We start from the raw sequence: 21,800 nt of genomic DNA on the forward strand, positions 1-21,800 counted from the left end.
TTGCATGAAAAAAATCCTCTTTTTTCTTCTGATTCTTGGTAGGCTGTGGGGGATTGATTATTCAAAGTTGGATTTGAAATACTATCCCTATATCATGTTTTATGGAAAAACCAAGGACGATGAGATTGAGGAATTGGTCAAAAATGTGGACAATGGTATTCATAAAACAGGGGTTTTTATCGGCTTGATGACAGGGGCATTGAATACAAATGTCGAACAAGACATCCTAAGTAAGGTATCTTTTTCCTATGGTTTTAAGCTTGGCTATCAGTCTTTTTTGCCCGCTTTCTTAGACACTCTCTCCTACCCTGGTATTTTTGGCATGCGCGTATATGTGCAATATTTCTCCATGCCCTCCCAAAGAACACTCTTTGGTATTCAAAAAATCTCCAATATCGCCCTGGCGGTGGATGGACTGATTGACATCCCTGTATTTAAGGGTTTTGATTTGGGGTTCATCTATGGAGTTGGTGTGGGAAGCATGATTTATAATGGCAGTGCCAATTCTGCGCTTTCGCTTATGACAAATCTTGGAATTGGGTTTTTTTTCTTACATCACAATCGATTGGATTTTGAATTCAAGCTCTTGACTAATGGCAAGTTTGACCGACTTGAGGCATATTATGGTCTAGGATATAGCTATGTTTTCTAGAATTTTTTGTGTTTTAGCGCTTTTGGCCTCTAGCCTCCTGGCTATTCCCACCCAAAGTGCTCAAAAGAATGATCCAGGCGGACAATCAGGGCAGGAAGTTACATCAAAATCTACTCAAACATCCTTACAGAGCCAAGATTCTGCAACACTTAAAACAATGCAAGAAGAGCACGGGGATGATGCCAAAGAGGATGCAGAGGCCCTGCACCAAAAGCAAAAGGAATTATATTTCCTAAAGGGTCAGTTGCAGCAAATTGAGGAGGAGGATTTGCAATCTGTCAATCAAAAGGGAAAAAGCGGCCTTTTTCTAGGGGTTGGTGTGGGAAATATGCTCTTTAATTATAATGCTAAGCTGGATTATCCTGTATTGCTCAATTTTCGCATTGGCTATCAGCAATTTTTCCCGCGCACTTCTGCTGGGCTGCGATTTTATGCAGACATGGCAAATGTTTTTTATGGCAAACAAAAGCAAACCATCTGGGCGGCATTAACAACTCTAAATATTGATGTGGTGGGGGATATCATGCTAGATAAAAAGAAGCGCTATGGGATTAGCTTTTCTGGGGGTATAGGAGCGGGGAGCTTGATGGGGAAGCGCACTTCTAGGGATGCGGCTTTGTTTGGGTTTAATAATAACAAGCTTGAAAAGCAGTGGGCATTGACCTTTAACCTTGGAGTGGGTGTGGTATTGAATCTCAAGCATCGCATCGAGCTGCAGATGAAAATCCCTCCTAGCAGTTTGGAGATCAATTCATTCCTGAAATTTCGGAGTGTTTATATGGTCAATTATCAATATACTTTTTGAGGCCAATGATGAAGAGAATTTCTGCATTTTTTCTGATGATGTTTTTTGGATATGCGCAAAATGAGACATTTGATGAATCCAATATGCTCCTAAGAGAGGAGTTTTCGCCCAAAAACATTGATGAAAGCATTGATGAGGTAAAAAAGGAGATCAAAGAGCGGGGCGAGGAGCCAATCAGTGCTGAGCTTGCCAGAAGAGAAAGGGAGCAGTCAAAATCTTTTTATGGTAAAAATGGGTTATTTGTAGGATTGGTTGCAGGGGTGGGGACTGTTTATAACCACTATGAAGATGGAAGATACAATCGCGAATATCAGGTTCAAGGTGCACAAAATACCGATGTCTTAAAATCCCCCCTTAATACCACCTCTCACCTACCCCTTTTTGGCGGGAGGATCGGCTATCAGAATTTTTTCAATGACTATTTTGGGACGCGAATTTATGCGGATGCGCTCATTGGTTCAGGTTCTCTTTTGGTAAACAAAAGACGCGTGGGAAGTGTGTCTTATATGCTGGGGGCACTAAACATTGATGGCATGGTGGATTTTCCTGTGAGCAGAGACATAGAAATGGGTGGATATGTTGGCTTTGGCTTTGGCTTGATGCTTTTGAGTGATAAGGTGCGCTCAAGTGCTCTGCCCTCCTTGCTGCAAACTCAGGGCTATGTGAGTAAGAGTTTGTTGTGGAATGATTTGCTGGCTGTGGATTATATGGTGAATGTTGGTGTGAATCTCACGCTGTATCAAAAGCATCGCATCGAACTGGGCATGAAAATCCCAATCTCGCAGCTTTTGCTAGGCCTACAATCTCCAGCAATCTACAAAAATCAGCAAACAGGGCAGAGTAAGCAATTGATGTCAGGGGATATTCGCTTCTCTCGTTCGAGTTTTTTTATCATTAGTTATAATTATCTATTTTAGGAAGGGCGGGAATGAAATTAAGGACTTTGCTGCAGATTTTCCTCTTGTTGTGTGTGGGATTTTTTGGATATTGGATCTATCATTCCAAGTTTTTTGAAAAAAACCCGCCAAAAGTGAGTCTGATGGTGCAGATTGGAAATGAAGAAAAAGAAGTCGCGCCAGGCAGTGGGTTTTGGAATCCTTATCGCGATATGATTTTGTACATGAGTGATGATAGCGGAATTCGAAGCTATCACATCCTAGCAAAGAGCTCTGATGGGAAGGTGCTTATTGATAAGCAAGAGGCCATCATCAAGCGCTCTGGGCATTTGAAGGTCCCGCTTCCTAAGCCTGATTTGGTTTTGAGGGAAAATGATAGGATTTCCTATGAGATTACGGTCAATGATTGGAGCAATTCGCATTTTTTTAGTGGCAATATCACCAAGCTCAAATATGATTTTGCGCTGGATACAGAAGCGCCACTGGTGCATATGGTGGCAAGTTCTTATAAGATTTCTTATGGTGGCAGCGCACTTTTAATTTTTCAGGTTGAAGACAAAAGCACGCAAGAAGTGCGGGTGAGCAATGGAGTGGATTCTTTTAGGGCATTTCCATTTTTAAAAGAGGGCTATTATGCTCTGCTTATTGCTTGGCCCATCAAAAATAAAATGTTTAATGGTAGTATCACTGCCATTGACAAGGCATTCAACACAAAAAAAGTCGCCATTCCCATCATCAAAGATCCCAATGTGCGCTATCGCTACTCTGACATCAAAGTAAGTGACCAATTCCTAAGCACGAAGCTGGATTCTTTGATTGACATCATTGGTGAGCGATCCCCTAGCTCCTTTACTAGCGCGTTAGATAAATTTAAATACATCAATGAGCTCATCCGAGAGAAAGATGAAAATATCATTTTTGGTATTACTAGTAATGTGAATTACCCAGGGTTTGCCAAACCCCTTGTATTTAATGTTTTTTCTCCGCTCAAAAAAGCCCAGGTGGTAGGGAGTTTTGGGGATCATCGCACCTATCTCTATAGGGATAAGAAATTTTCAAAATCTGTGCATCTGGGGCTAGATCTTGCAAATTTTAAAAATGCCCCTGTGTTTAGCTCTAACGCTGGCAGGGTGCTTTTCACTGGACTTCTTGGTGTATATGGTAATACCATACTCATTGATCATGGTCTAGGACTTTCTTCTTTGTATTCGCATCTCTCTGTCTTTGAAGTCAAGACAGGGGATAGAATCCCTGCTAACACAGAGATTGCTAGAACTGGGTATACAGGCTGGGCGTTTGGGGATCATCTGCATCTTGGGATCTATGTCCAGGGCTATCCAGTGCGTGTCATTGAGTGGATGGATCCCAAATGGATTAAGTGGAATATCACTGATGTGTTGCAGCGCGCACAAAATGCAATTGAGGGGAGACAATGATTAAAGCCAAGCAGAGGAATCTTAGAGCATTTGAGATTGAAAATCATGATGATGGAGAATGCATAGAATTTTTGAAGAAAAATGCGGTGTTGCTGCGAGATTATTTGGTGATTTTTGTTAATCCCATAAGCCCAGCACTTAGTGGTTTTATCACAGATTTGGGGCTCAATGTTTTTTTGCAAAATGCTTTGCAAAATTTACAAACTACTTTGACACAAAGCTCTCTTCCCACCAAAGATGCTCCTGTGCAAAAAAAAGCCCTCAAGGTGCTTCCAAAGCTTAGAAGTGGGGAGGAAGTGGAGCATGATGGGGATTTGATTATTTTGGAAAATATTCATAATGGGGCGCGCGTGTATGCCAGCGGAAATCTGAGCATCTTTGGAAAATGTGAGGGGAGGATTGAGTGTGGGGGTGATTATTTAATTTTGAAGTCGATAATGGGAAACCATATTATTTTTTCTGGTCAGATTTTTTCAGAAGAGATGTTAGAGAGAATCAATGCCAATCAGAATAAATTGAAATTAATTGTCAGGAATGGCGATTGCATCACAATCAAGGAAATAGAATGAGACAAAAAACAATTGGCAAAAAAGTGGAACTCGTTGGGATCGGCCTACATAAGGGTGTGCCTGTGAAGATGGTCCTAGAGCCATTGGAGGAGAATAGCGGGGTTGTTTTTTATCGCAGTGACCTGGGAGTGAGTATTCCCATGCAGCCAAAAAATGTGACCAATACTCAAATGGCCACAGTCCTAAGCCTTGGCGAGGGGAAGGTTTCTACTATCGAGCATCTACTCTCTTCCATCTATGCCTATGGTATTGATAATCTCAGAATTTCTGTGGACAATGAAGAGATTCCCATCATGGATGGAAGTGCAATAGGATATTGTATGCTGCTAGAAGAAGCGGGAGTCGCAGAGCTTGATGCAAACAAAAAAATCATGGCCATCAAAAAACCCATCGAAGTCAGGGATAATGAGAAGTTTGTGCGTATTGAACCTAGCAATCAAACTGTGTTTGATTTTGCCATTGATTTCCCTCATCCTGCCATCAAACAGCAAAAATACAAATTTGTTTTTAGTAAAGAGGGATACAAAGAAGAGATCGCACGGGCTAGGACTTTTGGGTTTTTGCAAGAGGTAAATTATTTGCGCTCTATCGGGCTAGGACTTGGAGGTAATCTCAATAATTGCATCGTGCTGGATGAAAGTGGGATTTTAAACAAAGGAGGCCTGCGCTATAAAGAAGAATTTGTCCGCCATAAAATTTTGGATGCCATTGGGGATATGGCGATTTTGGGGATGCCACTGCTTGGCAGTTATGTCTCCTTTGCGGGTAGTCACAAGCTCAATGCCATGCTTACTCAAAAGATTTTGGAGGAGAATGGTGCTTACGAATTGGTTGAGGCCAAGGACTTGGAAAACTCTTTTGCATTCTCAAAAGAGTTTGCATAATGCAAGAAGCAGCTCTTTTGCTCGTGGCTAGCTCACAAAACATCCTGTGGGGGGTTTATCAAGATACCTGTCTGATAAAACAGGGCAAAGAAGAGCAAAAAACTCTGGATGCCTTGATTTGCATTTGGCAAAATCTTTCTGCAAAGTATAAAATCTCTGAGATTTATTATGCACGCGGGCCTGGGAGTTTGAGTGCGCTAAAGCTTTTGCATATTTTTGTGCACACACTGCGGATTTTACGCCCCATCAGGCTTTTTGCCACCGATCACTTTGCCTTCAATCAAAACTCCCCCATCCATGCCTTTGGGAATCAGTATTTTTACAAAGAGCAGAGTGAAGTTGTTTTAAGAAGCGCGAAAGAACATGTTGCCAAAGATTTCTGCCTGCCAGAAAGGATTTGTGTGAGAGATTTTTCTCAAGAATGCACACCCCTCTACATCGTCCCGCCCATCCAGCAAAATCCCGCTTTGCAAGTTTTAAAAGCATAGAGAAGAAAAATGATTATCAGTGTTCCAGCAACGAGTGCGAATTTGGGTCCAGGCTTTGATACCCTGGGGTTGAGTTTGGATTTTAGGAATTATTTCAAAATCACTCCTGCTAGCATCCAGAGTATAGAGATTATTGGTGAGGGTGAGAGTCATCCCAAGATTAAGATGGACAATGTTTTTGTGAAGCTTTTTTTAAAGGAGCTCAAAAAACAGGGTTATCCCAAGGCCAATTATGCCTTTGAATTCAAAAATAATATCCCTATTTCCAGGGGAATGGGGAGTAGCTCAGCCATCATTACTGGAGCAGTTGGCGCTGCACAATATCTACAAAATGCAAAATTTGACAAGCAAAAGATTTTAGACACCGCATTGATTTATGAAAATCATCCCGATAACATCACCCCAGCAGTTTTTGGTGGATTCAATGCAGCGGTAGTGGAGAATGGCGCGGTGCATTATTTACGCGAGGAGATTCCTAGCCAAATTCGCGCAGTCATTGTTATCCCAAATCGTCCCATTTCTACAAAATACTCTCGCCAGGCCTTGCCAAGGCATTATAGCTGCCCAGATTGTGTATATAATCTTTCTCGCTCTTCTTTGATGTGCCTAGCCTTTGCGCAGAAAAGATGGGATTTACTTCGTCTGGCAAGTCAAGATAGATTCCATCAATACTATCGAATGAAACAATATCCCGTGCTTTTTGCCATCCAAAAAGTTGCATTAGAACAGGGAGCTTTTATGAGCACGCTCTCAGGCAGTGGCTCGTCTTTTTTCAATCTCTGTGCAGAGGATGATTCGCCCAAACTTGCTAGGATTTTGCAGGAGCGATTTCCTCATTTTAGGGTTTTGGATCTTGGTTTTGATAATGAGGGGATAAGAATTGAAGAAAGCTAAAAATTTGGTATAATATGCGGAATTTTCGAGATTTTGAAAGCAAAACAAGACTGCGAATGTGCGTGAGTTGTCGTGAGAGATTCTTGCAAAAAAGCCTAATCCGTTTGAAGTTTGAAGATGATGCGCTGGTGTTTTTTGATGGCTTTGGGAGGAGTTTTTATCTGTGTTCTTCTTGTCTTGAAAAAGAAAAGGTTTTTCAAAGTCTTTTGAAAGTGAAGCAAGCGCCAAAGGATAGGGGAAAAATTCAGTTTGGAATCCAGGAGATAAGAGATAAATGTCAGCAAAAGTGAAGATATCAGAAATTGCGCAAGAGGTTGGGAAGCAGGCCAAAGAGGTTTTAAAGCTCGTTGAGGAGCTAGGGTTTCCCGTAAAATCTGTAATGAGCAGCATCGATCAGAAATATGCCGAGCATTTTGTGGATCATTATATGGGCAAGATTACCAAAGAGGAGCTTATCCAGATTGTAGGGCAAAAAGAGCGCCAAACCCCTGTAAAAACCCCCGCCAAAAAAACAGAAAAAAAATCCTCCAGCATTTCCAAAAACCCTGCCAAAGCCACTCCCTTAAAAGAGACCAAAGAAGCAGCTCTATCTCTAGAACCAATACAAGAGAAAAAAGAGCAGATAAAAGAAGCCCCTGCCCCTGCCCCTCAGCAGCTTTTGCAGCGTCGCACTGGGATTCGCATCGTCAAAAAAAATAACGAAGAAGAGGCAGAGGGTCCAAAGGCAGTGAAAAAGACCCATTTTAGTGTGCAGTCGATGTTTGATGATCTCAAAGATGAAGAAAAGCCTCATAGGCAGGAGAGGGTTGTCAAAAAAGCAAGAGTCAAGCATCCTCAAGTCTCACATAAACACAATGAGCAAAAAATGGATTTGGAGCGCGAGATTGGTGATCATGATGATGAAGAGGACAATAATGAGATTTTGCTCTTTGATTTGCATGAGCAAGAACTCATTGATGAAGAAAAAGAAACCCAGACAAAGCTGGCTATGGTGGATCGAATCAAGGTCCAGAAAAAAAACCCTTGGATGAGTGAGGGAGGTATTGGACGAAGAAATCGAAAAAAAAGCAAGCCTATCCAAAATGATAAAAAAGAAAATCAGGATAAGAGAGATACCATCATTATTCCAGAAGAGGCTCGCGTGTATGAGTTTGCCGATCTTGCGGGCATCAAGCTCAATGAAGTGGTGAAGGTGCTATTGAATCTAGGGATGATGGTGACCAAAAATGATTTTTTGGATCGGGATGCTATTGAAATTCTTTGTGAGGAATTTCAGATCAATTTCACTTTGCAAAATAATCTAGATGAGCTTGAGTATGTGCAGGATCAAGAGCAGGATCAAGAGCAGGATTTTGTCGTGCGTCCTCCTGTGGTGACCATCATGGGGCATGTGGATCATGGTAAGACTTCCTTGCTAGATAGGATTCGAAATAGTCGTATCGTCAATGCGGAGGCAGGTGGGATTACCCAGCATATTGGCGCTTATAGTGTGGAAAAAAATGGCAGTATGATTTCCTTTGTGGACACCCCTGGGCATGAGGCATTTACAGAGATGCGCAGCCGAGGAGCACAGATTACAGATATCGCCATCATCGTGATTGCTGCTGATGATGGGGTCAAGCAGCAAACCATCGAGGCTTTTAATCATGCAAAGGCCGCTGGCGTGCAGATCATTGTCGCTATGAATAAGATTGATAAGGAAAATATCAATATTGACAGACTCAAGGCTGAATGTGCGGATTTGGGATTTACTCCCAATGATTGGGGTGGAGAGTATGAATTTATTGGCATTTCTGCAAAAACAGGAGAGGGCATTGAGACATTGCTTGAGACGATTTTGATCCAAGCAGAGATTTTGGAGCTTAGGGCAAATCCCAAAAAAAGAGCAAAAGCCGTGGTTTTGGAAGGCAGTATGGATAGGGGCAGGGGTCCCGTGGCGACCATCGTCATGCAGGATGGGACTTTGCGTGTGGGTGATTCTGTGGTAGCAGACACCACCCATGGGCGCGTGCGTGCACTCATTGATGATAAGGGCAATGTCATCAAAGAAGTAGGTCCCTCTGGCGTAGCCATTGTGGTAGGTCTAGGAGATATCCCCAGTGCGGGTAGTATTTTGGCGGGTGTGGGCAATGATGCCATTGCCAGGGAATATGCCCAAAAGCGTAAGAATTATCTGCGCCAAAAAGAGCTTAGTAAAACCACAAAGGTCTCTTTTGATGAGCTTGCAGAAATGGTGGCTAAGGGCAATCTCAAATCTGTGCCCATCATCATCAAGGCAGATACCCAAGGAAGTCTAGAGGCCATCAGGGCAAGCCTTGAGAAGCTTAACAATAATGAGGTGCAGATCCAATTTGTAAGCTTTGGAGTGGGGGGGATTTCAGAGAGCGATGTGACCTTGGCTGCAGCGAGTAAAAACTGCTTGATTTTGGGCTTTAATATTCGTCCTACAGGGGTTGTGAAAACCAAAAGTAAGGAGCTTGGAGTAGAGATAAAGACCTATTCTATCATCTATTCACTCATCGATGATATGAAGGCTCTGGTTTCTGGTCTCATGTCTCCTGTGCTTGAGGATGAAAATACTGGGCAAGCAGAGGTGCGCGAGACCTTTAGCATCGCAAAAGTAGGAACAATTGCGGGCTGTATGGTCGTAGATGGCAGCATTCAGCGCGGAATCAAGATTCGCCTTATTCGCAATGGCGTGGTAATTCATGATGGAATCATCTCCTCCCTCAAGCGCTTCAAAGATGATGTGCGCGAAGTAAATAAGGGATATGAGTGCGGAATTATGCTAGAAAACTTCAATGATATTCAAGTGGGTGATGTATTTGAAACTTATAAACAAGTGCAAAGAGCCCAGCAGATCTAGAAATGAAAAGTATCAAAGAGCAAAGAGTTGAGTCTCTTTTGTTGGAATTACTCTCTGAGGCGCTCACCAGTCTTAGTGACACGAGAATCAATCATCTAAGCATCACAGAGGTGGTTTGCTCCCGTGGCAAATATAATGCTGAGGTGTATGTGCTATTTGATGGGCAAGACAAAGAGGAGCAAAGGCAGTTGTTAAAAATCCTACAAAAAGCAGAGGGGGTTTTGCGCGAATATGTGCTGAGTGCTAGCGGATGGTTTAAATGTCCACGTTTTACCTTCAAGAGCGATGAATCCCTTGAGCGCGCAAATCAATTGGATCAAATTTTTGCAAAAATCCATGAATAAGGCCCTTCCATGATTTCCCAAGAACTCCAAGAAAGGATAGAAAATCTCATCCAAAGCCTAGGCTACACGCTCTATGACATTGTGTTTTTGAAAGAAAACCAAAGCGATATCCTGCGCATTAGCATTACTCATGCAGACCAGCCTATCACACTAGATGCCTGCCAGATGGTAAGTGAGGCGCTTTCTCCATTACTGGATGTGGCACTTAGCGATCAAAAAAGTTATTTTTTGGAGGTGAGTTCCCCTGGGGTGGAGCGCATCCTAAAAACTCCCCGCCATTTCGCACTCTCCTTGCATACTAGGGTGCGCGTGAGACTAGAGGACAAAAGTGAATTTGAAGCAGTGCTGCTCGAGGCCAAAGAAGAGCATGCCACTTTTTTGCTAGATGATGGGGTCAAGCAAAGCCATCCTTATGCAGCCCTTAAAAAAGTCAAAACGATTTTGGAGTGGTAAATGAAGACAACAATCACAAGCCTGCAAAAAAAGAAGAATCAAGAGAAAATTACTGCAATAACTGCCTATGACGCACTTTTTGGCGGGATTTTTGATGGAGAGGTGGATTTTATTTTGGTGGGCGATAGCCTCTCTCAGAGCTTTGGGGGCAGAGTGGACACGCTTGGGGTGAGCATTGATGAGATGATTTATCACACCAAGGCAGTTTGTCGTGGGGTGCAGGATTCTTTGGTTATTGGGGATATGAGTTTTGGCAGTTATCAAAACATCAAGCAGGCAGTGAAAAATGCCACAAGATTTTATAAGCAAACCCGTGCTGGTGCCATCAAGCTAGAGGGTGGAATGAAGCGTGTGCCCATCATTAAGGCCATTATTGATGAGGGGATTGCGGTAATGGGTCACATTGGATTGATGCCCCAATTTGCCAGAAGTGAGGGGGGATATAAGATTAAAGGCAGGGATGCTGCAAGTGCAACACTTCTCAAAGAAGAAGCTTTGGCTTTGCAAGAAGCAGGGGTTTTTGGCATCGTGTTAGAGGGGGTGAAGCGCGAGGTGGCTGCAGAGATTACAAAAACCCTACACATTCCCACCATTGGCATTGGTAGTGGGGAGCAATGTGATGGACAGATTTTGGTTTGGAGCGATGTATTTGGTTTTTTTCGGGCTTTTAAGCCCAAGTTTGTGCGCCATTATCTCCAAGGAGAGCAATTGCTAAAAAATGCAATTGCTGAGTATGTGAGTGATGTTAAGAGCGGCAATTTCCCAAGTCTTGAGGAAAGCTATTAAAAATGGAGAGGCATTCTCTAGACTCTCGTCTGGTCAATGTAGAGAGGATTGACTTTGAGAAAAAAGAAGAAAATTCCCTTCGCCCCAGTGCATGGGAGGATTATATCGGGCAGGAGAGAATCAAAAAAAATCTCGATGTATTTATTCGTGCAAGCCTAAAGCGTGGAGAATGCTTGGATCATATTTTGTTTTTTGGTCCCCCAGGGCTTGGAAAAACAACGCTTAGCCACATCATCGCCAACCAAATGGGGAGCATGATCAAGGTCACCGCTGCACCCATGATCGAAAAATCTGGGGATTTGGCCGCTATTATGACAAACCTCAGAGAGGGCGAGATTCTCTTCATCGATGAGATTCACCGATTAAGCCCTGCCATTGAGGAGATTCTCTACCCTGCGATGGAGGATTTTCGCTTAGATATTATCATTGGCTCAGGCCCTGCAGCCCAGACCATCAAGATTGACTTGCCTCGCTTCACGCTCATCGGGGCTACCACTCGTGCTGGGATGCTTAGCAATCCCTTGCGCGATCGCTTTGGCATGAGTTTTCGCATGGAATTTTATAGCATACAGGAGCTTTCTTTGATTATAGAGCGTGCTGCCAAGCGCTTGGATAAGAGGATAGAAAAAAATAGCGCAGATGAGATTGCCAAGCGCTCTAGGGGCACACCTAGGATCGCACTGCGTTTACTCAAGCGTGTGCGGGATTTTTCTGAAATCAAAAATGAAGAATGTATTTCCCATGCCACCACAATCTATGCGCTCAATGAATTAGGCATTAACACCCTTGGTTTTGATGCGCTGGATTTGCGCTATTTGGATATTTTGCGCAGCGCCAAGGGTAAGCCCATCGGGCTTTCTACTATCGCTGCGGCGATGAGCGAGGATGAGGGGACTATCGAGGAGGCCATAGAGCCCTATTTGCTTGCCAATGGCTATTTGGAGAAAACTGCAAGGGGAAGAATCGCCACGGACAAGATTTTTAACATTCTAAAATAAGGGCTTTCTTATTGGTTTGTGCTCTTGGTTTATGCTACTCTTTCAGGAGTAATCTTAAGGAGTCGCGATGAAAAAAATTGTTGTACTGGGCGCAGGATATGGATCTTTGGCATTTCTAAAAAGTCTGGATCAAACTGGTCTTGATGCGTATGAGGTGGTGTTAATTAGCAAGCAGGATTATCACTATACAAGCATTTTGCTTCATGAAGTGGCAAGTGGTGCGCGCGTAGATGTGAGATATCATCTCAGTGAGATTTTGCCGCGCAATATCATCACTATCAAAGACACAGTTGTGCGCATTGAGGAAAATGAGGTCATTGGGGAGAAGAAACATTATGCTTATGATTATCTCATCATTGGCCTGGGATTCCAGAGCGATACCTTTGGCATTCCTGGGATTAAGGAATTCACCACCCCCATCATCGATTTTGAAGGTGCACTAGCTCTCAGAGAGCAAATCTATGCACAAATCCGAAAATACAAGACCTCTAAAGATCCCCTAGATCTCAAATTTGTGATTTGCGGGGGTGGGTTTAGCGGGATTGAGACCATCGCATCCCTTGCCATCAATCTCAAAAAGGAATGCCAGAATCATGGTGTTGATCCTAGTTTGCTTGATCTCATTTGCATCGAGGCAATGCCAGAGATTCTACCAATGTTCCCACAAACTCTAGTTCAGGATGCAAAAAATTATCTACAGACCTTAGGTGTGAAGTTGGCAACGGGCTGCAAGATTTTGCGTTGTGAACAGAATAAAGTGGTGGTAGAGCGCACAGAGGGGGAGAGCAAGATTGAGGATGGTTTTGAGGCGGGAGTGATCATCTGGACTGCTGGGGTGAAGGGCAATGGGGTGGTAGAGAATTCTCCTTTTTTTACCTCAGGGCGCAGCAAAATAGAAGTGGATGCCTACCTCCAGCCAACCAACCAAGAGCATCAAGAAAAAATGCATAATATCTATGTGTTGGGAGATTGTGCCGCGCTAAAAGATCCTTCCAGTGGGAGATTTTATCCACCTACAGCTCAGATTGCTATGAAGCAGGGGGAGTATTTAGCCCAGGCATTTAGGAATAGGATTTTAGGTAGTGGGGGTGTGCAGGGATTTGCATACAAAAGTGAGGGCACCATTTGCTCTCTAGGAGAACATTATGCAATCGGAATTGTGGGAAGCAGGGAGTTCAAGGGTAAGATGGCAATCTATCTCAAAAGAATGATTGAAAAAAAATGGATTTTCAAAATCCTTGGCTATTTCAAGGGTCTTTTTCGATAGATTGGATGTGCCATTGGGCTTTGTGCGTGGAATTTTTGACACGCCAAGCGTTTTATGATTTTTTGTATACACTCTTTGCGGTTGATTTTGTGCACCTATTTTGCGCACATTGTGATGTGTGCCTTGCGTAGGGATTTTGTAAAGTGGCGTTGTGATTAGTGCACCTTTGCGGGGTTTTTGGAGCTTTGCCTTGGCATCCTTTGATTTTGTAAACGCAGGGTTTTTGCAAAAAGCGGCTACGGGGGGATTTGCAAGGAAGGCGGAGAAAATTTTTGGTTTTGTGCTATAATTAAACCCGCCTTTCTTCAGACTTATGCAATAGATTTTAGAGGCAACGCTTCAGGATGGGAACATAGCAGAGCACCGCTAGAATCTATGTGCCCTAAGGATCTGGAGGAAGGTTTTTTATGATTTTTGCTACAACCTCCTTCCTTGGTTCCTCCGCATTGATGACCATATCACATCTTTCTAAGTAGATTTTTTTTCGCATGTCATAGAGGGTTTTGGTTTTTTGCTTATTTTTAAAGAGTGGGCGTGTGATATTGCCATGAAGCCTGCTAGCAATGACCTCAAACCCTGCATCCAAAAAAATAACAAACCCCATCTTCCTTACATCAAAAAAAATGGGCATCCCTCCTCCAGTGGCGATGACATGGCCCCACAGCCCTGCATGCAGGGTGATGAAATTTCTCTCCAACTCTCGAAAAACCCCCTCTCCTTGCCTTGCAAAAATCTCTTTGATGCTGCAGCCTTTTTGGGACTCTATGAAAGAGTCTGAATCGATAAATTTCTTATCCAATGTTTCTGCGAGCATTTTGCCTATGGTGCTTTTGCCACTACCCATGAAGCCCGTGAGGATGATGTTATTGCGCACTTAAAATGCCTCCATCATCACTACTGCTGACCCTGCGATTAGAGGGGATGATATTATTGCACACTCAGGATATATCCATCATCACTGGGTGTGATCTCATATCGATAATGCCCATCCAAGGTGATGCTAATGCGGAAGAAATTCTTATGTGTGCTCATGGTAACAGAGGAGAAATATTTTTGCTTGAGATCTAATACTTCATCCCCATCGCTTGGATCCTTGCTTAGATCAATAATGATGCGGAAGGGTTCAGGTAGGATGAAATTGCGCAACATCTTGCGCTTGGTGGTGATGTAGAGCTTGCTATCCTTGGCAAAAAAGATCATTTTTTTGGTGGAGAAATACTGCGTATTTTCCTCTTTGTCGATAATGGCATCCCTTTGGGTAAGTGCTATGGGATAATGCCAATCAACACTCTTCTCGATAGGTAGGATTTTTTGCTCGATGCTGCCATCGATATTTTGATAGGTGATGGTGATGGATTTGAGGATTCTTGCTGTAGAGGGAAGTTTAAAATCAAAGCTTTCAAAATTTTTTTTGATATTATCCTCGCTGGTTTGAGAGTCCATATTGGGATCTACTGCCGATTCGAAGGGATTATCTCGTGCCACTGCCAAAAAAAATAATGCAAAAAGAGTAGTGAATATTCTTTTCATGGTTCCAATCCTTTGATTTCAAAAAGTTGTTTTCTTAGATTTGCGTTTTCATTTTTGAGAATGCGGATTTTATTTTTTAGCTCAGACTCTAAGCTTTTGTTTTCGAGTAATACGCGCATGGAGTATTTTCCATTGATTGTGATGGAAAAGAGATAAGAGCAAAATATTATGATCCCTACAAAATAGATAAGAAAAACACGACGATGATAGAGTGCTCTAAGAAACCTCAAAGCATTCTCACTTTTTAAAGAGCGTTTTCCCAAGGTAATCACCTAAAACTAGATCTTTTTCAATTTCTAATAAGCGATTGTATTTGCAGATGCGCTCACTCCTTGCCGTGGATCCAGTTTTGATTTCTCCGGTGTTTAGAGCTACTGCAAAATCTGCGATAAATGTATCCTCGCTCTCCCCGCTTCGATGACTCATAATGCAGTGATAATGATTGCGTTGGGCTAGGCGCACAGTCTGCATGGTCTGGCTGATGGTGCCAATTTGATTGGGCTTGATGAGCACGGCATTAGCGATGTTTTGGTGGATTCCTTCTTGCAAGATTTTAGCATTGGTGACAAAGAGATCATCCCCCACAAGCTGGATTTTTTTCCCAAGCCTTTGAGTGAGGAGTTTCCACCCCTCCCAATCCTCCTCACCCAGACCATCTTCAATGGATAGAATGGGATATTTTGCCACCAAGCGCTCATAATATTCTACCAGCTCCTCTGCGCTGAGCTTCTTTCCTTCCCCCTTGAGATGATAGAGTCCATTTTCTAAAAGCTCACTGCTAGCGACATCAAGCGCGATTCCAATCTCCTCCCCTGGCTTGTAGCCAGATTTTTCAATCGCCCTTAAAATCACCTCGATAGGCTCTTGGTTGCTGTCAAGATTTGGTGCAAATCCCCCCTCATCCCCGATGCTTGTGATATGTCCCATATCTTTAAGGATTTTTTTTAGGTGGTGATAGATTTCAGCACTTGCGCGCAGTGCTTCTGCAAAATTTTCAAACCCTAGCGGCATAATCATGTATTCTTGAAAATCTACAGTGTTGTCTGCATGAGATCCGCCATTGATGATGTTTAGCATGGGAACAGGGAGGGTGAGGGCATTGCTCCCGCCTAAATATCGATACAAAGGAAGATTGAGGCTCTTTGCGCTTGCTCGCGCGATGGCCATGCTCACGCCAAGTGCGGCATTTGCGCCAATATTACTAAAATTCTGTGTCCCATCAATTTCTTGCAAGATCGCATCAATTTGATTTTGTGCATAGGGATCTAGACCAATGATGGCATTAGCAATCTTTTCCTGGATGTTTTGACAAGCCTTTAGCACCCCCTTACCAAGATAGCGGGAGGGATCTTGATCGCGCAGCTCTAGGGCTTCATTTTTGCCAGTGCTAGCGCCACTAGGCACAATCGCACTGGCACTCACTCCATCGCTGAGCAACACGCTGGCTTTTATGGTGGGATTTCCACGGCTATCCATGACTTCTTGGGCTTGTATGTTCTCAATATAGATCATCTTCTCTCCTTATGTGCAATCCAAATGTGTCCTAATGGATTTTTTGAGGCTATTCTACTTCATTTTCTGGTTCATCAGGTAGTGGCAGGATTTCATCAGTGGCATTGATTTGCTCGCGAATTTTTTGGGTGATCTCTGCTGCAAGGGTCTTGTCTTCTTTGAGCAAGAGCTTGGCATTCTCCCTTCCCTGGCCTAGTTTCTTGTCTCCATAGCTTAGCCATGCGCCGCTTTTGTCGATGATATCTAGCTTAATCCCATAATCAATAATCTCTCCCTCAATGCTGATCCCCTCGCCAAACATAATGTCAAATTCTGCTTCTCGAAATGGTGGAGCGACCTTGTTTTTCACCACCTTTGCCTTGACGCGATTACCAATTTGTTGGTCTGCTTGTTTGAGTGTTGCGATGCGGCGGATGTCAATCCTCACGCTAGCATAAAATTTCAGCGCATTCCCTCCCGTGGTAGTCTCTGGGCTTCCATAGCCCATGGTCCCGATTTTCATGCGAATTTGATTGATGAAGATCAAAGTGGTGTTCATCTTGTGCAAAACCCCTGTGATCTTGCGTAGAGCATGACTCATAAGCCTTGCTTGCAATCCCACATGCTGATCGCCCATGTCCCCATCAATCTCAGCCTTTGGGGTAAGTGCAGCCACAGAATCAATTACCACCAAATCCACGGCTCCACTGCGTGTAAGCGTCTCCAAAATCTCTAGCGCCTGCTCGCCATTATCTGGCTGGCTGACGAGTAGATTTTCGGTATCCACGCCCAAGCGCTTAGCATAATACACATCAAGTGCATGCTCTGCATCAATGAATGCGCATATGCCACCATTGCGTTGGCATTCTGCTACGATTTGTAAGCTTAAAGTGGTTTTGCCACTAGACTCTGGGCCATAAATTTCAATGATTCTGCCCTTGGGGATGCCATTGATTCCAAGGGCTAGATCCAATCCCAGTGATCCTGTAGAAATCGCTTCAATTTTTTCTACTTGCTTGTCTCCTAACCTTACAAGCGCGCCCTTTCCAAAGGTTTTGTCAATTTGTTTGAGTGCCAATTCTATGGCCTTTTTCTTCTGTTCATCCACCATAATTCTTGCCTTCAGGGAAAAATATTTTTGCCCAAATTCTAGCTAAAAAAATATGCGAGAATCAAGCAAAATCACAGAGTTTTTCTGGCAATTTTGGGGAGATTTTTTTGAATTTTTGAATTTTTGCAAAGAGCTTTTTTCAAACTTGCAGGTTCGTGGTTTTTGATGTTTGTGGGTAATCTTTTTTGGTTCTGATGAAAATTCAGAAAAAATTCTTATTTATCAAAAAACGTTACCATTTAGAGCCTTTAAGAATTTGGGGTTTTTGAGATAGATCGGCTGCATGGTTCTATTGGGATTGAGTATCACAATGGCTTAGAGACATGTTTGGCTATTTTACACCAAAATGCAAGATGGCGTCATTGCCAGTGGGGAAGCGAAGTGGATTTTTGTGTGAGTCTTTGTGGCGAGTGGATTTGTGATTTTGTTTTATGTTTGTTTTTATGTAAGGAAATAGGGTGAAAATTACGGTCTTTGGAGGCGGTGCTTGGGGCAGAGCACTTTGTTTTGCTCTTGCGCAGAAAAATGTCCTGAAAATTGTGTCAAGAAAAGATCTAAGTGGGTTTTTGCAAACGCTGGCCCCCAGTCTTAATGTTGTGCAATCTAGCTTTAAAGAGGCGTTAGATTCGGATTTATTTGTCAATGCGATTACGACCTCGGCCCTGCGCCAGTGGTTTATTGCTCACAAACTTCCCAAGAATAGCAAAATGCTTTTTGCCTGCAAGGGTATTGAAGTGGAGAGTGGGGCATTTGTGAGTGATATTGCTTGTGAATTTTTAGAGCCCCAAAATTTATGTTTTCTTGCTGGACCCTCCTTTGCCAAAGAGGTTTTAGAGGGGCTTTCCTGTGCGCTTTCTATCCATGGCCATAACAGGGATTTGGCGAAAATTTTTGCACAATGTATGCCAGATTTTATCAAGGCCTATGTGGAGGGGGATGTCATTGGTGGGGAGATTGCAGGTGCATATAAAAATGTCATTGCAATTGCTAGTGGGATTTGTGATGGATTAAAGCTTGGCAATAATGCTAGGGCTTCCTTGCTGGCAAGAGGATTAATTGAAATGTATCGCTTTGGTTCTCATTTTGGAGCGCATATGGAGACGTTTTTGGGATTATCAGGAGCGGGAGATTTGTTTTTGTCAGCAAGCTCCAAGCTTTCTCGCAACTATCGCGTTGGGATTGGATTGGCAGAGGGAAAAAGTATCGAGGAGATTTTATTGGAACTAGGTGAGGTAGCAGAGGGGGTAAAAACTACAGAAGCTATTGTCAAAATAGCTCAAGACAAGGGGATTTATATCCCAATTGCCCAAGAGGTTTTCAATATCCTTCACAAAAAAAGCTCTTTAGAGCAAAGTTTAAGGCAGTTAATGTGTTGAGAAATTCTATCATCGTAATTTTTGTGTTGCTAGCTTTTGTGCTAGTGGTGTTTTTTGAGCGCGGAAGTTTGTCGTATCTGCAAGCCATAGAGCAAATTTATCAGCATTTTTTTCATCATCAAATTTTAGATTCTGATGGATTAATTCTCTATCAAATTCGTTTGCCTAGGATTTTGTTGGCCCTTGGAGTAGGGGCAATCCTTGCTCTTAGTGGGGTGGTGATGCAAAATATTTTTCGCAACCCCCTAGTAGATCCTTATTTGCTTGGTATTAGCTCGGGCGCGGCATTTGGCTGTGCTGTGTCTATTGGGTTTTTGGGGCAGTATTTTTTGGGATTTTTTGCATTTTTGGGAGCAATGATGGCGATGCTTTTGATTGTGTTTTTGGCTAGATTTGTGAATTCCTCCCAGACATCTTTGGTGTTAGTTGGTATTGTTTTGTCCACACTCTTTAGTGCTCTTGCTGGACTTATCAAGTATTTTGTTCCGCCTGAAAAAGCTCAAACCATTGTTGTGTGGTTGCTTGGAAGCCTTAGCCTTGCAACCTGGAATGATGTAAAACTTGTATTTTTAGCGCTACTTGTTGGTGGAGTGCCTTTGTTTTTACTGCGCTACCGTCTCAATGTTTTGGCACTGAGTGATATGGAAAGCAGGAGTATGGGGGTGAATCCTACAGGGCTTAGGATGTTTTGCATCATAGTTGTGGGGCTTATGTGTGGAGTAGCCGTGAGTGTGAGTGGGACTATTGGTTGGATTGGGCTTATCATCCCTCATTTTGCTCGCTTGATTGTGGGGGCAAATCTCCAAAAACTCCTGCCCTTTAGTGTATTTTTGGGCGCAATAATCTTGCTTTTCATGGATTTTTTTGCCAGAAATATCACAGGGAATGACTTGCCTGTAGGCACTATTGCCGCGATTATTGGCGCTCCGTTATTTTTGAGTTTTTTGCTAGGTATGAGAGGCAGGGTGTTTTAATGTTTAGCATCAAAAATCTCACCATCAAGATAGATAACAAAGAAATTATTAAAGATTTGAGTTTAGAGCTTAAAATCGGGGATTTGTGTGCTGTGCTTGCGCCTAATGGAAGCGGGAAAACCACCTTGATGAAAACCATCGTAGGGGAACTTACTGCTAGCAGTGGAGAGATGTATTTTGAGGATAGGGCTTTGAAATCCCTCAATGCCTGGGAGAGATCAAAAATCATCGCATTTGTGCCACAGGATTTTAGCTGTGCATTTGATTATTGTGTGCTGGATTTTGTATTGTTGGGAGGGATTAATAAAACAGGGCTTTGGAAGGTCCCTCACAAAGAGCTTGTGCAAAAAGCAAAGGCGATTTTAGAGGAGCTTGGGATTTTATCCTTGCAAGAGCGGGGGATTTTTCATTTGAGTGGTGGCCAAAGACAGATGGTAGCGCTTGCACGGGCATTATTTCAAGAGTCTCACATATTATTGCTAGATGAACCCACTGCATGGCTAGATCTAAAAAATCAATTTTTATTTTTCAAGGTGCTCTGCACACAGATTAAAAAGCGCGGACTTTGTGCACTGATTAATATCCATGACCCCAATCTCATCACCCAGTATGCCACGCGCGCAATTTTTTTTAGAGATGGCCAAAAGCTCTATGAAGGGGATGTCTCTGAGGCCATGGACTCAGAGAAGTTAAGCGAGCTCTATGGCATGCCTGTGCAGGTGTATGAGGTGGGGGGAAGGAGTTTCATCGCGCCATAGTTGTGGAATCTTTTTTGCTTACCTAATTGGGAAAATATCAAAAGGATTTGGCTATGATGCGTTCTCTCTACTCAGCGACCACTGGAATGCTGGGGCAACAACTACAAATTGATACAACTTCTAATAACATCGCAAATGTGAATACTGTGGGATACAAAAGGCAGCGCGCAGAGTTTAATGATCTGTTTTATCAAAATCTCCAATACGCCGGCACTGCCACGAGTGAAACCACACTCTCCCCCACAGGGATTGAAGTGGGCTTGGGGGTGCGTCCTGGTGCGATTGCAAAAATGTTTTCTCAAGGTAGTCCTAAGGAAACAGAGAATAATCTAGACATGGCCATTACGGGCAAGGGGTTTTTTCAGGTACGGCTCCCTGATGGTACCACGGCTTATACAAGAAGTGGGAATTTCAAACTTGATGATAATGGCAATGTTGTGACTTCAGAGGGATATGCCCTGATCCCTCAGATTACCGTTCCTCAAGATGCCACACAAATTAACATCGGAAATGATGGAACAGTGAGTGTGGTGCAGGGCAATAATGGCGGAAGCAATACCATCGGGCAAATTGAGCTAGCAGATTTCATTAATCCTGCGGGATTGCACAGTCTAGGGGATAATCTCTATCTCAATACCAGCGCTTCTGGTGCACCCATCACTGGCGTGGCTGGTACTAATGGCATGGGGCAGATTAAGCAGGGATTTTTGGAACTTAGTAATGTGCGATTGGTTGAAGAGATGACGGATCTCATCACGGGGCAAAGGGCCTATGAGGCTAATTCCAAATCCATCCAGACTGCAGATGCAATGTTGCAAACCGTCAATGGTTTGAAACGCTAGGGCTCTATATAACAAATGACACTCCAGGGGGAGAGGGCTGCATTTTTGCACGTTGTGATTTTCAAAATCACTTGAGCACCTCCATGCATCCCCCTAACCCCCCCTATAAATCCCCTGCAGCAGATCTCTTGCATCTTTATCAAATCCTCAAGCTTTCTGACAAAAAGTCATTCAAAGCTCCTTGCAGCAAAACAGCATTCAGTGCCCGCACATCCCATTCAACCCGCACATCCCATTCAAATAGAAAGAAGAAGCGCCAGAAAGAAGAAGCATCCTTGCTGCTTGCAAACAGCCCTCTCTCATTCAAACTTGCTCCCTTGCTCAAATTCTCTGCATAAATGCTAAATTTTTGCGCAATTACCAGCCCTATTGTCGCATAC

The 21,800-nt window shown here is 43.2% G+C and carries 22 protein-coding genes, 1 other RNA gene and 1 pseudogene; 20 read left to right on the forward strand and 4 right to left on the reverse strand.

The window, feature by feature from the left end; genetic code table 11:
- Positions 1-4 precede the first annotated feature (4 nt).
- The 16 genes from DQN48_RS00960 (at position 5) to ffs (ending at position 13,738) form a co-directional block, all read left to right on the forward strand.
- The gene (locus tag DQN48_RS00960) at positions 5-652 is read left to right on the forward strand and encodes a hypothetical protein (protein ID WP_013022525.1); all 648 of its coding nucleotides are present in this window, start codon (positions 5-7) and stop codon (positions 650-652) included.
- Between the two features lie 157 nt (positions 653-809).
- Positions 810-1,457, forward strand: a complete 648-nt coding sequence (locus DQN48_RS00965) for an outer membrane beta-barrel protein (protein ID WP_170118047.1) — start codon at positions 810-812, stop codon at positions 1,455-1,457.
- A gap of 35 nt (positions 1,458-1,492) precedes the next feature.
- Positions 1,493-2,374, forward strand: coding sequence for an outer membrane beta-barrel protein (locus tag DQN48_RS00970; RefSeq protein WP_170118048.1), 882 nt, complete (start codon positions 1,493-1,495; stop codon positions 2,372-2,374).
- A gap of 11 nt (positions 2,375-2,385) precedes the next feature.
- Positions 2,386-3,789, forward strand: a complete 1,404-nt coding sequence (locus tag DQN48_RS00975) for a M23 family metallopeptidase (protein WP_013022528.1) — start codon at positions 2,386-2,388, stop codon at positions 3,787-3,789.
- A complete protein-coding gene (minC, locus tag DQN48_RS00980) occupies positions 3,786-4,358 on the forward strand; it encodes a septum site-determining protein MinC (protein WP_013022529.1) in 573 nt (190 codons plus the stop codon). Before DQN48_RS00975 ends, minC begins: the two co-directional genes overlap by 4 nt.
- Positions 4,355-5,242, forward strand: coding sequence for a UDP-3-O-acyl-N-acetylglucosamine deacetylase (gene lpxC, locus DQN48_RS00985; RefSeq protein ID WP_013022530.1), 888 nt, complete (start codon positions 4,355-4,357; stop codon positions 5,240-5,242). The genes minC and lpxC overlap by 4 nt, the downstream gene beginning before the upstream one ends.
- Positions 5,242-5,730, forward strand: a complete 489-nt coding sequence (locus tag DQN48_RS00990) for a hypothetical protein (protein WP_013022531.1) — start codon at positions 5,242-5,244, stop codon at positions 5,728-5,730. Before lpxC ends, DQN48_RS00990 begins: the two co-directional genes overlap by 1 nt.
- A gap of 9 nt (positions 5,731-5,739) precedes the next feature.
- Positions 5,740-6,624 (forward strand): homoserine kinase, encoded by an 885-nt coding sequence (gene thrB / locus DQN48_RS00995; protein WP_013022532.1) that lies wholly within the window; start codon positions 5,740-5,742, stop codon positions 6,622-6,624.
- A 14-nt stretch (positions 6,625-6,638) separates the two neighbouring features.
- Entirely contained in the window at positions 6,639-6,914 is a 276-nt protein-coding gene (locus DQN48_RS01000; protein ID WP_013022533.1) for a DUF448 domain-containing protein, read from the forward strand.
- Positions 6,899-9,490: a translation initiation factor IF-2 gene (gene infB / locus DQN48_RS01005; RefSeq protein ID WP_013022534.1), complete on the forward strand. Its 2,592-nt coding sequence runs from the start codon at positions 6,899-6,901 to the stop codon at positions 9,488-9,490. Before DQN48_RS01000 ends, infB begins: the two co-directional genes overlap by 16 nt.
- Before the next feature lie 2 nt (positions 9,491-9,492).
- Positions 9,493-9,834 (forward strand): 30S ribosome-binding factor RbfA, encoded by a 342-nt coding sequence (gene rbfA, locus DQN48_RS01010; RefSeq protein WP_013022535.1) that lies wholly within the window; start codon positions 9,493-9,495, stop codon positions 9,832-9,834.
- A gap of 9 nt (positions 9,835-9,843) precedes the next feature.
- Positions 9,844-10,287, forward strand: coding sequence for a ribosome maturation factor RimP (locus tag DQN48_RS01015; RefSeq protein ID WP_013022536.1), 444 nt, complete (start codon positions 9,844-9,846; stop codon positions 10,285-10,287).
- Positions 10,288-11,073 carry a 3-methyl-2-oxobutanoate hydroxymethyltransferase gene (panB, locus tag DQN48_RS01020; RefSeq protein ID WP_013022537.1) on the forward strand — a complete coding sequence of 262 codons (786 nt, stop codon included), beginning with the start codon at positions 10,288-10,290 and terminating at the stop codon, positions 11,071-11,073.
- A 2-nt stretch (positions 11,074-11,075) separates the two neighbouring features.
- Positions 11,076-12,071 (forward strand): Holliday junction branch migration DNA helicase RuvB, encoded by a 996-nt coding sequence (gene ruvB, locus DQN48_RS01025; RefSeq protein WP_013022538.1) that lies wholly within the window; start codon positions 11,076-11,078, stop codon positions 12,069-12,071.
- Between the two features lie 67 nt (positions 12,072-12,138).
- Positions 12,139-13,338, forward strand: a complete 1,200-nt coding sequence (locus tag DQN48_RS01030) for an NAD(P)/FAD-dependent oxidoreductase (protein WP_013022539.1) — start codon at positions 12,139-12,141, stop codon at positions 13,336-13,338.
- Positions 13,339-13,640: 302 nt separating this feature from the next.
- An RNA gene (gene ffs, locus DQN48_RS07920) (signal recognition particle sRNA small type) lies at positions 13,641-13,738 on the forward strand.
- A gap of 57 nt (positions 13,739-13,795) precedes the next feature.
- Here the strand turns inward: ffs and DQN48_RS01035 are convergent.
- The 4 genes and pseudogenes from DQN48_RS01035 to recA all read right to left on the reverse strand — a co-directional run.
- Positions 13,796-14,182, reverse strand: a pseudogene (locus DQN48_RS01035) (shikimate kinase); the annotation flags it as partial.
- Positions 14,183-14,265: 83 nt separating this feature from the next.
- Positions 14,266-14,868 (reverse strand): AMIN domain-containing protein, encoded by a 603-nt coding sequence (locus DQN48_RS01040; protein ID WP_013022541.1) that lies wholly within the window; start codon positions 14,866-14,868, stop codon positions 14,266-14,268.
- A gap of 237 nt (positions 14,869-15,105) precedes the next feature.
- Positions 15,106-16,380: a phosphopyruvate hydratase gene (eno, locus tag DQN48_RS01050; protein ID WP_013022543.1), complete on the reverse strand. Its 1,275-nt coding sequence runs from the start codon at positions 16,378-16,380 to the stop codon at positions 15,106-15,108.
- Between the two features lie 49 nt (positions 16,381-16,429).
- Entirely contained in the window at positions 16,430-17,473 is a 1,044-nt protein-coding gene (recA, locus tag DQN48_RS01055; RefSeq protein ID WP_041913037.1) for a recombinase RecA, read from the reverse strand.
- A 455-nt stretch (positions 17,474-17,928) separates the two neighbouring features.
- Here recA and DQN48_RS01060 point away from each other — a divergent pair, with 455 nt between their 5' ends.
- The 4 genes from DQN48_RS01060 to flgG are packed head-to-tail and all read left to right on the forward strand — an operon-like array spanning position 17,929 to position 21,420.
- Positions 17,929-18,846, forward strand: a complete 918-nt coding sequence (locus DQN48_RS01060) for an NAD(P)H-dependent glycerol-3-phosphate dehydrogenase (RefSeq protein ID WP_013022545.1) — start codon at positions 17,929-17,931, stop codon at positions 18,844-18,846.
- Positions 18,840-19,820, forward strand: coding sequence for a FecCD family ABC transporter permease (locus DQN48_RS01065; protein WP_013022546.1), 981 nt, complete (start codon positions 18,840-18,842; stop codon positions 19,818-19,820). The genes DQN48_RS01060 and DQN48_RS01065 overlap by 7 nt, the downstream gene beginning before the upstream one ends.
- The gene (locus DQN48_RS01070) at positions 19,820-20,578 is read left to right on the forward strand and encodes an ABC transporter ATP-binding protein (RefSeq protein ID WP_013022547.1); all 759 of its coding nucleotides are present in this window, start codon (positions 19,820-19,822) and stop codon (positions 20,576-20,578) included. The genes DQN48_RS01065 and DQN48_RS01070 overlap by 1 nt, the downstream gene beginning before the upstream one ends.
- 53 nt (positions 20,579-20,631) lie before the next feature.
- Positions 20,632-21,420 (forward strand): flagellar basal-body rod protein FlgG, encoded by a 789-nt coding sequence (gene flgG, locus DQN48_RS01075; RefSeq protein WP_013022548.1) that lies wholly within the window; start codon positions 20,632-20,634, stop codon positions 21,418-21,420.
- The last annotated feature ends 380 nt before the right edge of the window (positions 21,421-21,800 follow it).

It is taken from the genome of Helicobacter mustelae (assembly GCF_900476215.1).
Taxonomy (GTDB): Bacteria; Campylobacterota; Campylobacteria; order Campylobacterales; family Helicobacteraceae; genus Helicobacter_H; species Helicobacter_H mustelae.